Raw genomic sequence first — 14649 nt, forward strand, 5'->3', positions numbered from 1 at the left:
ATTTTCCTTCCCCTGCCATTGGCAGAGGAAGGAATTTTATTTTGTGAGATTCCATTTTCTTTTGCCCATGATAGCACAGACAAACAACTTTGACAAGCTGATTTCCCAAAAAACGGGAGAGAAAGAAAGGAGATTATTCGGACATCAGGCTGCAGACCTGATTGGAAAACGCTACAGGGTCTTCGATGCTGATGCCCTCGATCAGCAGGGCCTGCGTATACAGAAGCTGAGCGTATTCCTTGAGCTTGTCCTGATTCGTTTCGTGCAGCTTCTGCAAAACAGCGAACACCGGGTGGGTGGGGTTCAGCTCGAGCACGCGCTGGGCCTGCACACGCTCGGCGTTCGGCATAGCATTGAGCACCTTTTCCATCTCGAGGGAGATAGCCCCCTCGCTGGAGAGGCAGACCGGGTGGGATTTGAGACGCTGAGAAACGATGACGGATTTTACCTTGCCGTCAAGCGCATTCTGCAGGAATTCCAGCAGCTCTTTGTACTCTTCCTTCTGTTGCTCGGCAGCCTTCTTTTCCTCTTCGGTTTCAAGGCCCAGATCGTCAGAGGAGACGTTCTTGAACTCGTGGCCGTCGTAGGCATTCAGGATGCGCAGCGCAAATTCATCCACCTGATCGGTCAGATACAGCATCTCAAGGCCTTTTTCGCGCAGAAGCTCCGTCTGCGGCAGCTGCTCGATGCGCGCGACGCTCTCGCCGCTGATGAAATAAATATCCTTCTGATCTTCCTTCATCCGGCCGACATATTCCTTTAAAGTAACCGGCTTTTTCTCGCTGGACGAGTAGAACAGAAGCAGATCCTGCAATAAATCCTTATGCTGGCCATAATCGGAATACACGCCGTATTTCAGCTGCAGGCCGAAGCTTGCAAAGAACTTTTCGTAATCCTCGCGGCTGTTGTTCAGCATCGCTTCCAGCTCGGACTTGATCTTCTTTTCGAGCCGGCTTTCGATCAGCTTAAGCTGACGGTCGTGCTGCAGCATTTCGCGGGATATATTCAATGACAAGTCCTGAGAATCGACGAGACCGCGCACAAAGCTGAAATAATCCGGCAGCAGGTCGGCGCATTTCTCCATGATCATCACGCCGTTGGAATACAGCTGGAGTCCCTTCTCGAACTCCTTGGTATAGTAATCGTAGGGAGCCTTGGCCGGGATGAACAAAAGCGCGTTATAGGTAGCGGTTCCCTCCGCGCTGGTATGAATGATGCGCAGGGGCGCTTCATAATCGTAGAATTTATCGCGGTAGAACTGCTCGTATTCTTCCTTTGTGATTTCGTTCTTGTTCTTGCGCCACAGCGGAACCATGCTGTTCAGGGTTTCGTCCTCACGGTAGGTTTCCGTCTCGTTTTCGGCGCCTTCTTTCTGGCGGTGCTTTTCCACCTCCATATGGATGGGGTAACGGATGTAATCGGAATATTTCTTTACAATGGAGCGAATGCGGTACTGCTCCAGAAACTCATCGACGTTTTCTTCTTCGGTGGTGGGTTTGAGCTCCAAGACAATCTTTGTGCCGTGGCCCTCTTTCTCGCAGGGCTCGACGGTATAGCCTTCAACACCCTTCGACTGCCAGCGCCAGGCATCTTCGCTGCCATAGGCGCGGCTGTATACGGTCACGCAGTCGCTGACCATGAACGCGGAATAAAAGCCCACGCCGAACTGGCCGATAATCTCTACGTCATCCTTCTGCTCCATCTGCTGCTTAAAATTCAGCGAGCCGCTCTTTGCAATGACGCCCAGGTTATTTTCCAGCTCATCCTTCGTCATGCCGCAGCCGTTATCCTCAATGGTAAGGGTACGCGCCTCTTTGTCCGGCGTGATGCGGATGTAAAAATCGTCGCGGTTCAGGCCCGTGTCGCCGTCCTGCAGGGTTCTGTAATACAGCTTATCAATCGCATCGCTGGAGTTGGACAAAAGCTCGCGCAAAAAAATTTCGCGGTGCGTGTAAATGGAATGAATCATCAATTCCAGCAATCGTTTTGATTCCGCTTTAAATTGCTTCATAACGATTTTCCTTTCCGTACAAAAAAATAAATTTAGCACTCTGATAGCCAAAGTGCTAAATTTATAGTAATACAAAAACGGACAAAAAACAAGTCCAAAATGTAAATTTTACCGCTCGCGCGGGGGCGGCGAATCGTCGTGGTCCACCGTGATGATCGGCTCACACTGCGGCTCCTGCGATTTGATCTTCTCGCTCAGATATTCCGTCAGCCGCTCGTCGCTCCAGGAAAAGCGGTAGGGCACGACGATGTCGAAAATCACACGGGAGTCTTCGGGCTTCCACACCGCTTGAAAATCGTGCATCGTGATTTCATCTGAAACGGCCCGCAGACTTTCTTCCACATAGATTTTCAGCCGGTTGGCCCTCTCATCGCCCGTTACCACCGGGTCGAGATGAATCACCAGGTGAATGTTGCTGTCGGTGAGAAAATCGCGCTCGATCCGGTCAATGATCTCGTGGCTTTCCACAATATTGCGGTCGGCGCACATTTCGCAGTGAACCGAGGCAAAGCAGCGATCCGGCCCATAGTTGTGAATGTTCAGATCGTGCAGGCCGATGATGCCGGGGTAAGACAGAATCCTGCGGTAAATGTCGTCGACCATCTCTTTGCTGGGAGCAAGGCCGAGCAGGGGATTCGCTGTTTCGATCACCAGGCGGAAGCCGGCGACCAAAATGAATACCGCAACGCCAAGGCCGAGCCAGCCGTCGAGCTGCCAGCCAGTAAAATACGAAATCAAAAGACCGATCAGAACCGCGCCGGTAGAAAGCGCGTCGTTGCGGCTGTCTTGAGAGCTGGCAAGCAGCGCGGTGGAATCGATGGTACGGCTGATCTTGCGGTAAAACAGGCCCTGCCATACCTTGAGCAGCACCGACGCGATGAGCGCAATCAGCAGCGCCGTGCCGAATTCCGTGGGACGCGGGTCCAGAATTTTGCCGACAGACGTCTGCGCAAGCTGAAAGCCCACCATCACGACCAGAAAGGAAACCACCATGCCCGCAATGTATTCGATCCGCGCATGACCATAGGGATGCTCGGCATCCGCAGGCTTTGCGGAAAGGTGGAACCCGAACAGGGTCACCAGAGAAGAAGCAGAATCCGTCAGGTTGTTGAACGCATCCGCCATAATCGCGATACTGTGAAATACAAGCCCCGTAAGCAGCTTAATGAAAAACAGCACCAGGTTGGTCGCAACCCCGACCCATCCGGCCAGCTTGCCATACCGTTCCCGCAACTGGGATTGATTTCCGTTTTCCGGATCGCGGAGAAACAGACGGATCAGCAGCTTTGTCATCAAAAGGCCCCTTTCCTTTGTGCTTTAAGAAATTGACTTTACAATAGTATGAGCAGTATCTTCCCCCGCCTGCGGCGGGGGAAGATACTGACAACATTTTATATTCCTGAGAACAGGCTGTTCCCCTTGGAGTCGATCGCCACCACCAGTGGCAGATCGCACAGCTCCAGCCGTTTGACGGATTCACAGCCCAGATCGTCGAACGCCACCACCTGCAGCGACTGCACACACTGGGCGGCCAGCGCTCCGGCGCCGCCGATGGCGCACAGATAAAGCGCCCCGTTGCGGCGGATGGCATCGACGACCTCCTGCGAGCGGTTCCCTTTGCCGACCATCGCGGCAAGACCCATGTCGAGCAGGCGCGGCGCAAACGGGTCCATCCGGCCCGAGGTGGTCGGCCCGCAGGAGCCGATCGCCATACCCTCCGGCGTGGGGGTGGGGCCGGCATAGTAAATCACAGCGCCCTCCATCGAAAACGGCAGAGGTTCGCCCTCCTCCATCAGCGCAAAAATCCGCTTGTGCGCGGCGTCACGCGCCGTATATACCGTGCCGGAAAGCAAAACCTGATCCCCGGCCTTTAAATTCTTCGCCTGTTCCTTGAAGTCCTTTGTATTCAGCCTGATTTTTTCCAAAACAACTCTCTCCTTCTCTATGATGACCCATTCCCGTTACAATAAGTTTTACTGATAGATCTCTTTTTCCTCCGCACGAGGCGTGGGAGAAGACAACCGTTTTATTCAAGTAAACGCATCTGTCTGCGAAAGCACATTCTACGCCAAAGATACGGCAATTATTTTCTGATTTTTTGCGAATACGCCGAATTTGCGAAAGTGGTTTGTTTCCGAAATAAAATGCGGTATAATGACTGTATAAAGCCGCGAATCCGGCGGCACCTTCACATGCAGGCATTCTGCATCATTTCACACAACAGAAAGGACTGCAAGCATGGCAACACCAGAAAAACTGATTGTTTTTGATTTGGACGGCACTCTCCACCGCACCGACGCTTTCGCCGTGAAAATTCACCAGATCGTGCAGGGAGAAATGAAATACCCTGTACAGACACCGGATGAAATTCGGAGCACGTTCGGTATGCCCTCAAAGGAATATATGCCCCTCCTTCTGCCCGGCTCTGACGAAGAGGCGCAAAAACGCTATGGAAGGCGGGTAGTCGAGCTGGAAGATGAATATCTGCATCTGGCCGAAGCCTACGACGGAAGTGCAGAGATGCTCGAGCAGCTCCGCGGGGACGGATGGGTGACAGCGGTATGCTCGAATTCTTCCGTGCGGTATATCAGCGCTGTGCTGAAAGCCATTCACCTGGATGAGCTGATTGACGAAATTCAGCCGCTGGAAGCGAATTCGCGCGGAAAGGACGAAAGCCTTGCCTGTCTGTTGGAACGCGTGCAGCCCCAAAAGGCGCTGATGGTAGGCGACACCATCTTTGATCTGGACGCCGCCCGCAAAAACGACCTTCCGTTCATCGGCTGCCTTTATGGCTTCCGGCCCACAGAAATGGCCGCGGCCGACCGAAAGGTAGCCCTTGTGTCCGAAATCCCGGCCGCAGCGCAGGAGCTGCTGTTTTCCTGAGCCGCCGGCCATCGCGGTTCTGATATCTGAATACCTGATACTATACAAAGGGGAGCCGAAATCGGCTCCCTTCTTTTGTGCTGCCGGGAACACTCCGCGCGGCAACTAAAGCATATTCTTTTTGCGCAGGAAATATGCAGCGACCACCATGCAGACCATCGCCATCGCAACCGGGAACCAGAATTCCGGGATTGGCAGATCGTCGACGTTCATGCCGTACATACTCGAAATAACGGTCGGGATGGAAATAATCAGTGTGATGGAAGCCAGCACCTTCATCACGATGTTCAGGTTATTCGAAATGATCGAGGCAAACGCATCCATGGTACCCGACAGAATGTTCAGGTGGATGTTCGACATTTCAATGGCCTGCTTGACCTCAATCAGCACATCCTCGAGCAGGTCCTGATCCTCTTCGTAAAGGCGCACGGCACGGCCACGCATAATCTTTTCGATCGTGATCTCATTCGCTTTGAGCGAAGAAGAAAAGTAAACCAGCGATTTCTGGATGCTCAGCAAATGGAACAGCTCCGAGTTCTTCATCGATTTGCGAAGCTCCGCTTCCACCTGCATGCTGATCTTATCGATCTGCTTCAAATACTGCAAGTACCGGGTGGCAACCCGCAGCATGATATTCAAAATAAAACGGGTTTTCAGATTCGTCTGGACGCCCTTGACAACGCCCTCCGTAAACTCATTGAGAAGCGGGTTTTCCCGTGTCACCACCGTGATGACGCTCTTCTCCGTCATAATAATACCGAGCGGCATGGTGGTGTACACCAGCCCATCCTCGGTTTTTTCCACACTGGGAATATCGATGATAATCAGGGTATTGCCGTCTTCCGAATCGATATGCGAGGATTCCTCTTCATCGGTCGCAGCCCGGAAGAAATCCGGCTCGATGGAAAAATCACGGATCAGACCGTTGATTTCTTCATCCTTCGGTGCAATACAATGAATCCAGCAGCCCGGCTCGTATTCCGGAATCAGCTGAATCTTGCCGTCGATAGTTTTATAATAGGACAGCATTGGCACTCAACTCCTTACCGCGCGCAAATGCTCCCCTGCATCCATAAGCAAAGGCCGCACCGCACGTTACTTTTTCGTATGGGATAATCGCCCAAAGGGTCCGCTTTCACGATGCCGCCTCCTTTGTGAATGGAATTTTTTATTTGACCCAAAAGTAATTATAGCACAAAAAACCGAGATTGCAAGAGAAATCGGGTCTTTTCGGACAGTCTTGCCCTCAATTCCGTTAATTCGGCCTTTTTAGAGCTTTTTTGCCCGAATTTCATTAAATTTAGGGCAAAAATAACGAATTAAAGATTTGTGATAAAGCTGTACCCGTGCCGTTCAAAACCCAGGGATTCATAAAAATGGTGCGCCCGCCCGCGTTTTACATTACTGGAAAGCGCTACTTTATAACATCCGGCCTCTTTGCCGCACTCGAGCGCAAAGCGGATCATCTGCTCCCCGATGCCCTGCCCGCGGCAGTCCTCCCGCACAACCACATCTTCGATCACGCCGGCAAAATCGCCGCTCAGGCTCTGCAGGATGGCGAGAGAAAAGGTGCCCACAACACAGTCGCCGTCCAGCGCGACAAACACCTTGTAATATGGATATTTTTCGATTTCTTCCAGAATGCGCTCCGTCTGTTCCATCGGGATCGGTTCCCCATTATGGAAATCCGGCTGGTAATAGAGTTCCCGGATCGCCTGCAAATCATCACGCTGTACCTGCCGGATTGTTACTTTTCTCATGGATTCCGCCTCCTGTTTTCTCACAATATTTTCTACGGTACCGGGTTTCTATTGCCTTTCTCCCGCCAAAGGAGCGGGAAAGAAGCAGCCGCTTTTCCAATGATCTATATGAATCTTTTTGTGGTTTTACCCCACGAAAAACAGGACAGAGATGTTCACCCTGTCCTGTCAGATCATTGTTTTGAGAAACGGATTACCGGTTGAAGATAGACATGATATCCGTAAAGGTGTCGTCCTCATCGAGTCCGGTCGTCTTCTCTACACGCCCCTGCTGCGGACGGGCCGAGCTGCCGGGAGCGGAAACGCCGGTTTTTGCTGCCGCGGGGCTGACAGACTGCGCGGGTGTGCCGTCGTGCGTGGCAAAGCCGGTAGCAATCACCGTTACGCTCATTTCGTCCTCCATGGACTCATCGAACGCGGTACCCCATATGATATTGGCCTCTTCGTGGGCCTGCTCCTGAATCATGCTGGCCGCTGTTTCAATTTCGTCCAGTCCGATGTCGGGAGAAGATGTAATGTTGATGATAACGCCCTTCGCGCCGCTGATGGAGGTTTCGAGAAGCGGGCTGGAGATTGCCATGCTGGCAGCCAGCTGAGCCTTCTCTTTTCCGGAGGAACGTCCTACGCCCATATGCGCGTAGCCGGCGTCCTTCATGACAGCACAGATATCCGCGAAATCCAGGTTGACAAGACCGGGCAGCTTAATCAGGTCCGAAATACTCTGTACGCCCTGGCGCAGAACGTCGTCCGCGATGGTAAACGCGTTGAGAAGGGTAATCCGCTGCTCGCTGACCAGCTTGAGGCGCTCATTCGGAATCACAACAAGAGAATCAACATGCTCGCGCAGTGCGGAAATTCCGTTTTCTGCCTGCTCCATGCGGCGTTTTCCCTCAAAGCTGAAGGGCTTTGTCACAATGCCGATGGTCAGAATGCCCATGTCCCGCGCAATCTCCGCAACAATGGGAGCTGCGCCTGTGCCCGTGCCGCCGCCCATACCGGCAGTGATAAACACCATGTCGCTTCCGCGCAGAACAGCCGCAATCGCCTCGCGGCTCTCTTCCCCGGACTTCTGCCCGATTTCAGGCTTGGAACCGGCGCCCTTTCCGTGGGTAATTTTATCGCCGATCTGGATCTTCTGCATTGCCTTGGAACGGAACAGGGCCTGCTTGTCCGTATTGACCGTGATAAACTCAACACCCTGTACCCCCGAGACCACCATGCGATCAACCGCGTTGCCGCCGCCGCCGCCAACACCAATCACTTTTATCTGCACGATGTTATCTTCATTATCGATTTCAAAAGGCATCTGCTGCATCCTCCTGTCGTTTTATATAAAAAAAGAATTATAATCACATTGAAAAGCAAAAACAGCCCATTTATTCAGGCAGAAATACGATCTTTATTCCACTTCCAATTTGCTATCTTATATAATTTAACACCTTTCCGGCAAAATTTCAATAACTTGTCCCCTGTATTCACAGAAAATTAAGGGGTTTTTTCCTTGGAGCAGAACGATCTGTCAGAAAATCAGGCTCCGGAAGAAACCGATGACGATGAAGCCTGAGAGTTCGAGGCCGCCTGGGCCGGCGCACTGGAAAGCACCCCGTTGGGATCGAAGTAAGCGCGATCATCTTCTTTTGCGCTGCTCAGGTTCAGAACGCCTTTTTCGTCTTTACCAATATTATCCTCTCCCTCGTCGTTTTTGCCAGTCAATATTTCTTTCCCAAACCGTATTTTATAATCCAGATCGGCCGAGGAACCCAAATTCATCGTGACCCTGTCGTCGTACACCATCAGAATCCGGTAAGGGTCGCTGATGTCGATTTTGGTGATGGAAGCAAGCGAATGGGTTTTGATGAGTGACGCAAGCTGTTCATATAGCGCCTTGGAAGAGTCATCCTTATAAACAGCCTGCTTGCCCGGTGCTGCGGACGACAGGGCCAGTCCAACAATCATAGTTGTATTCTCGGGGGGCTGCTTTGTCTGCTCCAGCACCTTGCCCGAAGCGTTTAAAAGAACATAGCTCCCGTTCGTTTCCACTGCCCCGGCCACCTGCGCGGCCTCCACCTGAATCGAGATTTCGGCCGGGAGCCTGCGGGACACCTTCACACTCCCGATATAGGGAAGCTTCTGACCAATGGAGGCTTCCGCCTGCTTTGTTTTCGCCAGAAACAGATTCTCGCCCTTTTGAATGCCGCATGCGGAAATGATCTGCTCCTGGGAATAGCGGGAGGTGCCCGTTACCTGTATGGAATGGATCTGAAACAGCACGGTCAGCGAAAGCGTCACGGCCGCCCCCAGCACTACCAGGAACAAAAGAACATAGAATATTCGAAGCCTTCTCTTTCGTTTTTTGTGCCGTACCCGCGGGGCGCCGCTGCTTTCGGCATGGCGCGCCCGTTCCGTCTCCGGCCGGGTATCCGGTTTTCTGCGTCTTTTCTGATCCATTGTTTGAAACCTCCGGAAACCGGGGGCTTTGATAACCCCGCTTTAATCAATCCTTTGAATCGAGGCGCCCACTGCGGCAAGGCTCAGCTCCATTTGCTCGTAGCCTCTGTCAATGTGCCGCAGACCTTCCACCTGCGTGATTCCCTCCGCCGCAAGACCCGCGATCACAAGGGCGGCCCCTCCCCGCAGATCGGGGGATTCGACCGATGCGCCCGAAAGCCTCGGCACTCCCTGCACCACGGCCACGCGGCCTTCCACCTTTATGTTCGCGCCCAAACGCAAAAGTTCGCCGACATGCTTATACCGGCTCTCAAAAATATTTTCTACAAATACACTTGTTCCGTTCGCCAAAGCGGTCATCGCCATCACGGGGGCCTGCGCGTCGGTGGGGAATCCCGGGTACGGCATGGTGCGCACGCTTTTGACGGGTTGAAGCCGCTGGGGCGCCGTGATCTTGAGTTCGTCTTCACAGAACATCAGCCCGCAGCCGCTTTCCTCAAAGACCGGGATCATCGGCTCCAGATGACGGGGATCGATCCGGCTGATCAGGAGGGTGCTGCCCGTGACGGCTGCCGCCGCCATATAGGTTGCCGCTGCGATGCGGTCCGGAATGACGCTGTGCTCGCAGCCGGAAAGCTTTGCCACACCTTCAATCACGATCGTGCTCTCCCCCGCGCCGCGGATTTTGGCGCCGCACGCATTGAGGAAGTTTGCCAGATCACAAATCTCTGGCTCGCGCGCCGCGTTGGTAATAACAGTGGTTCCCTTGGCGCATACCGCGGCGATCATCACGTTCTCTGTAGCGCCAACACTGGGGAAGGAAAATCCGATCTTCGCCCCTTTCAGTCCGTCGGGAGCGCTGCAGTCCAGACACCCGTGATCCTCCTCAATTTCCACTCCCATTCGGCGGAGCGCCGCCAAATGCAGATCAATCGGGCGCGGCCCAAGTTCACAGCCGCCGGGGAACGAAAGCTTGGCGCGTCCGGTTCGGGCTACAATGGCCCCTAAAAACACTATGGAGGACCGCATCTCTCTCATCAGATAATCCGGAATATCGCTGTGGCTGATTCCTGAGGAATCAATCGTCACGTCTCCGCCGCTGCGGATGACCCGGCACCCCAGATATCGGAGTATCTTCGCACAGGTTTCCACATCTGACAAAACAGGGCAGTTATGTAACACTGTCTCTGTGTTACAGAGCATGGACGCCGCCAAAATGGGCAGAGTGCTGTTTTTTGCTCCATGGACAAGAATCTCCCCCTGTAACCTCTTGTGTCCTTCTATCAAAAATTTTGCCACATCAAACACCCTTTCTTGCCTATTGTGCTTTGCTATATTATGCAAAAGCAAGTCGGGTGTGTGACAGGGGACAATTATGTCGTTTGCACAGTTTCGAGCATAATTTTATAAATTCTTTCGTTGGCATCCAAAATTGCCATTTTTTTTGCGTTTCTTCCCAGCTCCTGTACGCCGCCGGCAGACGAAAACGCCTGTTCGACCATGCGCAGAAGCGCTTCGGAAGATAGGTCTTTTTCCTCTAAAAGCATCGCCGCCTTGTGGCGAACCAGCGCCATGGCGTTGTGATACTGATGATTTTCCGCCACATTCGGCGAGGGAATCAGAATAGACGCTTTGCCCTGCGCCTGCAGCTCGCTGAGCGTAATGGCTCCGGCCCGGCAGATGACAAGATCCGCCGCCGCCATGCAGTCCGGCATATTGCGTATGTATTCCTTCAGCTGAATGTTTTTCGCGGCCTTGGAATTCAGACCTTTTTCTCGCAGAAGCTCCGGCAGCCACCCGCCGTGCTGCCCATAACCGTGAATGTGCTGGTATTTTTGATTTTTCGCGCTGGAGAGCAACAGCTCCACCACCGCCTCATTGATGCTTCTTGCGCCGAGGCTGCCGCCAAACGACAGGATCACGGGACGTTCGTCCAATCCAAGCGCACGGCGGGCGCGTTCGCGGTCTGCCCGCAGAATCTCCTGCCGCACCGGGTTGCCGGTGACCGTACACTGAGCGCCGGAGGCCATGTACTGCTGCGCGTCCTCCACCGCCAGCATCACGCGGTCCACCTTGCCGGAAAGAACCTTGTTCGTCACGCCCGGGTATGCGTTCTGCTCATGGATCAGGGCCGGAATCCCCAATTTTACCGCCTCGCGGATGACCGGGCCGCTGACATAACCGCCCGTGCCGATGCACAGGTCGGGCTCGAATTCGCGCAGAATCCGCTTGGATTCCGCGGTGGAGGTCACGATGCGCACCAGCGTTTTCACGTTGCGGGCCATCGCCTTCACCGTCAGCCTGCGCTGAAAGCCGGAGATGGTAATGCTCTGGAACGGAAAGCCCGCTTCCGGCACCAGACGTTCCTCCATCCCGCCTTTGGCGCCCACATATAAAATCTGGGCATCCGGCTGCTGCTCACGCAGATAGCCGGCAATGGCAAGAGCGGGATTGATATGTCCGGCGGTTCCGCCGCCGGCAAATAAAACCTTCATTGTGGAAAAGCCCCCTAAGTTTTCTCGATCGCCGACGTTCGTGAAATAGACAGCACCACGCCCATCTGCGCCAAAAGCAGCACCAGCGACGTACCCCCATAGCTGAAAAACGGCAGGCTGATGCCGGTATTGGGGATCGTATTGGTGATAACCGCGATATTCAGAACCACCTGCAGGCCAACCTGCAGCGTAAGGCCGATGCCGAGCAGCATGCCGAACTTATCCTTCGCCTTGAGCGAAATCGTCACCCCGCGCCAAACCAGCAGCGCAAACAGGATCACAATAATGAGCGCGCCAATAAACCCCAGCTCCTCACAGACGATGGCAAAGATAAAATCGTTCTGCGGCTCGGGCAAATACAGGTATTTCTGGCGCGACTGCCCAAGCCCGAGACCCAAAAGGCCCCCGGAGCCGATGGCATACAGCGACTGGCGCGTCTGCCAGGTATCTGCCAGCAGCGCCTTTTCTGTGGTAAACGGGTCCAGCCACGCGACGACGCGGTCATTTGCATAGCTGAACTCCGACGTAAACAAGACAAGGTAAGCGATTCCGGCCAGGGCGACGCCGAAGGCCGCGCCGAACCAGCGCAGCGGCACACCGCCGATAAACAGCATCATTCCCGCCAGAGCGATGATGATGACCGCAGCGGACACATGCGGCTCACGAATGAGCAGCAGCACGGTAACGGCCAGCAGAAGCACATACGGGAGCACGCCGTAACGGGCCGTATCCATGCGCTTGAAGTTGATCGAAATCAGATGCGCAAAGCACAGCGTCATGGCAAACTTGGCGATTTCAGACGGCTGAAAGCCGAACAGACCCAGGTTGATCCAGCGGTGCACCCCCTTGACGGCGGGCAGAAACAGCACGATCACCAGAAACGCATAGCTCACCAGCAGCAGTGGAATCGCAAACCGGTGCAAATGATGATAGTCAAAGTACGAGATCAGCAGCATCAGGATCACGCCCAGTATGGCAAACGCCACCTGGCGGATAATGAAGTAGTAGCTGTTTCCATAATTATAATAGGCGTAGGCGTAACTGGCGGAAAACAGCATCACAAGACCGATCACGACCAGCACCAGCACCAGAAATAAAAATGGCATATCCAGACCGGAGCGTACAGAAAACACCCGGAACTTTTTTCTGACCCGTTTGGTTAAGGGCGTCATTTTTGCGGCCGCCGGCTGCTTCTGTTCCGGCACATTTCTTCCCGCGTACGGTTTTCTCGGCTGACGCGGCTGCGGTACCGGATTTCTTCTGCTTTCTCCGGACATCGACACCCCTCCTTTTTCACGAAATACATCTTAGCACATCTGCACGCCGCAATCTGTCAAAGCGTGCCGACGAACTGAACGCCATCCATCCTGACGTTGGCGCTCACAGTCCCTTGAGCACGCTGTACAGGGCCAGAGCCCCGCCGGCGAGCGTCACCAGAGAGAACACCAGGCAGATTTTGATTTCGCTCCACCCGCACATTTCAAAATGGTGATGAATCGGACTCATTTTAAACAGGCGCTTGCCATGTGTCGCCTTAAAATAGCTGACCTGCAGCACCACGGAAAGAATCTCGCAAAGATATACGATCCCGATCGGGACAAGAAGAATCGGCAGGTTCAGGCCAAAGCCGAGCACACAGATCATCCCGCCCAAAAACAGGGAGCCGGTATCGCCCATAAAAACCTTCGCCGGGTTAAAGTTCCAGAGCAAAAAGCCGAGGCAGCCGCCCGCGAGCGCGCCCGCAACAATGCCAAGGCCGTTCAGAGCCAGTACACCGGAAATCACCAGAAAGGACAGAGCGGCGAAAAAGGTGACCGAAGCGTTCAGTCCGTCGATTCCGTCCGTAAAATTGACCGCGTTGACAACGCCGACGATCACCAGCAGCGCCAGCACCCAGTACAGCATGCCGAGATTGATGCTGCCGACAAAGGGGATCAGCGTGGAGGAACCGGCGCCGGAAAGATACAGCGCCGCAAGGTATGCACCGGCCGCCAGAAACTGCAGCACGAGCTTCTGCCGCGCGGTAAGGCCGAGATTGCGCTTCTTTACCACCTTGATATAGTCGTCAAAGAAGCCGATCGCGCCGAACGCCAGGGCCATCCCAAGCCCGCCGTAAACGCGCGTTCTCATATTCAGCGGCTCCAAAAGCGATTTGTCCGCGTTTCCATTGAAATAATAGACGGGGATAAAAATCGCGATCGCCGCCGTGATTCCCAGAATAAACATGATACCGCCCATTGTGGGAGTACCCTGCTTTTTTTTATGCCACTTCGGGCCATCCTCCAGGATTGTCTGCCCGAAATGGACCCGGCGCAAAAATGGGATCAACCATTTGCCCGATATTCCGGTAATGAGAAATGCCGTACCTGCCGCTGCTCCTATTTCAAACCCTGCCATCTGCTGTTCCACCTTTTGTATGTTCTCTTATTTTCTCCCGTTCGTCAGCCTAAATTCCGGCTCAGCTGCGGAATTTCATTGAGCGCATCCGTTACCCGCGCAAACGGAATCCCGCAGCGGATCGCCGCGAGCGCCGCCACAAGGGCCGGGCGGATTCCCTGCTCTTCGTCAAGCGCAACACGCCCCACGATTCCGCCGCTCTCCAGCTCAAACACGATCCCATATCCATTTTGACGGATATTCCGGGCGAAAACGTCCGCTTCGGGGCTGTGTACGGAATAGCTGACCCTCTGTGCTCCCGGCAGCACCGGGAGCGCCGTTTCATATTCTACCGCGTGATAGCGGAAAGGGCAAGAGATACTTTCCGTCATTCTTCCCGAATTTTCCAGAAGCATGTATTCCAGGCCCTCGGCTCGATTTGGCACGCAGCCGGGCGGCACCAGAAGGAAGTCCGCCTCCGGCAGCTCCGCCGGATCACACGCCACCCGGTAGCCGCAGCGTTCCAGCAGATATTGCAGGAGTCTCGCCGCTTCCGGGTTTTCAATCGCCAACAGCCGGGCCGGATATCTCTTTTGCTCAGACTGCCACTGTTTCATATGCTTCCTCCGCAAAGCGCCGTCTGTAAAAAACGCCGCCTTTCCAAAAAGCTCATTTT

General features: G+C 54.0%; 13 protein-coding genes. 1 reads left to right on the forward strand and 12 read right to left on the reverse strand.

Annotation, left to right across the window (positions count from 1 at the left end; genetic code table 11):
- Positions 1 to 133: 133 nt before the first annotated feature.
- From htpG to TY09_RS04450, 3 genes are all read right to left on the reverse strand, one after another.
- Positions 134 to 2017: a molecular chaperone HtpG gene (htpG, locus tag TY09_RS04440; protein WP_042431586.1), complete on the reverse strand. Its 1884-nt coding sequence runs from the start codon at positions 2015 to 2017 to the stop codon at positions 134 to 136.
- Between the two features lie 102 nt (positions 2018 to 2119).
- Complete coding sequence (locus tag TY09_RS04445) at positions 2120 to 3304, reverse strand: cation diffusion facilitator family transporter (protein WP_042431529.1); 1185 nt, start codon at positions 3302 to 3304, stop codon at positions 2120 to 2122.
- Between the two features lie 98 nt (positions 3305 to 3402).
- Positions 3403 to 3936, reverse strand: a complete 534-nt coding sequence (locus tag TY09_RS04450; protein ID WP_042431531.1) for a FumA C-terminus/TtdB family hydratase beta subunit — start codon at positions 3934 to 3936, stop codon at positions 3403 to 3405.
- Positions 3937 to 4249: 313 nt separating this feature from the next.
- Here TY09_RS04450 and TY09_RS04455 point away from each other — a divergent pair, with 313 nt between their 5' ends.
- Entirely contained in the window at positions 4250 to 4894 is a 645-nt protein-coding gene (locus tag TY09_RS04455; RefSeq protein ID WP_009063000.1) for an HAD family hydrolase, read from the forward strand.
- A gap of 105 nt (positions 4895 to 4999) precedes the next feature.
- Here TY09_RS04455 and TY09_RS04460 read toward each other — a convergent pair whose 3' ends face one another.
- From TY09_RS04460 to TY09_RS04500, 9 genes are all read right to left on the reverse strand, one after another.
- Complete coding sequence (locus tag TY09_RS04460) at positions 5000 to 5923, reverse strand: magnesium transporter CorA family protein (protein WP_009063105.1); 924 nt, start codon at positions 5921 to 5923, stop codon at positions 5000 to 5002.
- Between the two features lie 290 nt (positions 5924 to 6213).
- The gene (locus TY09_RS04465) at positions 6214 to 6654 is read right to left on the reverse strand and encodes a GNAT family N-acetyltransferase (protein WP_042431534.1); all 441 of its coding nucleotides are present in this window, start codon (positions 6652 to 6654) and stop codon (positions 6214 to 6216) included.
- A gap of 193 nt (positions 6655 to 6847) precedes the next feature.
- Positions 6848 to 7960 (reverse strand): cell division protein FtsZ, encoded by a 1113-nt coding sequence (gene ftsZ / locus TY09_RS04470; RefSeq protein WP_009062996.1) that lies wholly within the window; start codon positions 7958 to 7960, stop codon positions 6848 to 6850.
- Between the two features lie 221 nt (positions 7961 to 8181).
- Positions 8182 to 9102 carry a cell division protein FtsQ/DivIB gene (locus TY09_RS04475; protein ID WP_042431536.1) on the reverse strand — a complete coding sequence of 307 codons (921 nt, stop codon included), beginning with the start codon at positions 9100 to 9102 and terminating at the stop codon, positions 8182 to 8184.
- A gap of 42 nt (positions 9103 to 9144) precedes the next feature.
- Complete coding sequence (murA, locus tag TY09_RS04480; protein WP_081759598.1) at positions 9145 to 10410, reverse strand: UDP-N-acetylglucosamine 1-carboxyvinyltransferase; 1266 nt, start codon at positions 10408 to 10410, stop codon at positions 9145 to 9147.
- A 65-nt stretch (positions 10411 to 10475) separates the two neighbouring features.
- Entirely contained in the window at positions 10476 to 11597 is a 1122-nt protein-coding gene (gene murG / locus TY09_RS04485) for an undecaprenyldiphospho-muramoylpentapeptide beta-N-acetylglucosaminyltransferase (RefSeq protein WP_042431538.1), read from the reverse strand.
- A gap of 14 nt (positions 11598 to 11611) precedes the next feature.
- Positions 11612 to 12874, reverse strand: a complete 1263-nt coding sequence (gene ftsW / locus TY09_RS04490; RefSeq protein WP_042431540.1) for a putative lipid II flippase FtsW — start codon at positions 12872 to 12874, stop codon at positions 11612 to 11614.
- 103 nt (positions 12875 to 12977) lie between these two features.
- Complete coding sequence (mraY, locus tag TY09_RS04495) at positions 12978 to 13994, reverse strand: phospho-N-acetylmuramoyl-pentapeptide-transferase (protein WP_035316768.1); 1017 nt, start codon at positions 13992 to 13994, stop codon at positions 12978 to 12980.
- Between the two features lie 44 nt (positions 13995 to 14038).
- Positions 14039 to 14590 carry a hypothetical protein gene (locus tag TY09_RS04500; RefSeq protein ID WP_042431543.1) on the reverse strand — a complete coding sequence of 184 codons (552 nt, stop codon included), beginning with the start codon at positions 14588 to 14590 and terminating at the stop codon, positions 14039 to 14041.
- Positions 14591 to 14649 lie beyond the last annotated feature (59 nt).

This window comes from Faecalispora jeddahensis, assembly GCF_000577335.1.
GTDB classification, from domain to species: domain Bacteria; phylum Bacillota; class Clostridia; order Oscillospirales; family Acutalibacteraceae; genus Faecalispora; species Faecalispora jeddahensis.

Bases quoted from the DNA above. Each gene is read 5' to 3' on its own strand.
- TY09_RS04445 (WP_042431529.1), bottom strand. From the start codon at position 3,304: ATGACAAAGCTGCTGATCCGTCTGTTTCTCCGCGATCCGGAAAACGGA.
- TY09_RS04455 (WP_009063000.1), top strand. From the start codon at position 4,250: ATGGCAACACCAGAAAAACTGATTGTTTTTGATTTGGACGGCACTCTC.
- TY09_RS04460 (WP_009063105.1), bottom strand. From the start codon at position 5,923: ATGCTGTCCTATTATAAAACTATCGACGGCAAGATTCAGCTGATTCCG.
- TY09_RS04465 (WP_042431534.1), bottom strand. From the start codon at position 6,654: ATGAGAAAAGTAACAATCCGGCAGGTACAGCGTGATGATTTGCAGGCG.
- ftsZ (WP_009062996.1), bottom strand. From the start codon at position 7,960: ATGCCTTTTGAAATCGATAATGAAGATAACATCGTGCAGATAAAAGTG.
- TY09_RS04475 (WP_042431536.1), bottom strand. From the start codon at position 9,102: ATGGATCAGAAAAGACGCAGAAAACCGGATACCCGGCCGGAGACGGAA.
- murG (WP_042431538.1), bottom strand. From the start codon at position 11,597: ATGAAGGTTTTATTTGCCGGCGGCGGAACCGCCGGACATATCAATCCC.
- ftsW (WP_042431540.1), bottom strand. From the start codon at position 12,874: ATGTCCGGAGAAAGCAGAAGAAATCCGGTACCGCAGCCGCGTCAGCCG.
- mraY (WP_035316768.1), bottom strand. From the start codon at position 13,994: ATGGCAGGGTTTGAAATAGGAGCAGCGGCAGGTACGGCATTTCTCATT.
- TY09_RS04500 (WP_042431543.1), bottom strand. From the start codon at position 14,590: ATGAAACAGTGGCAGTCTGAGCAAAAGAGATATCCGGCCCGGCTGTTG.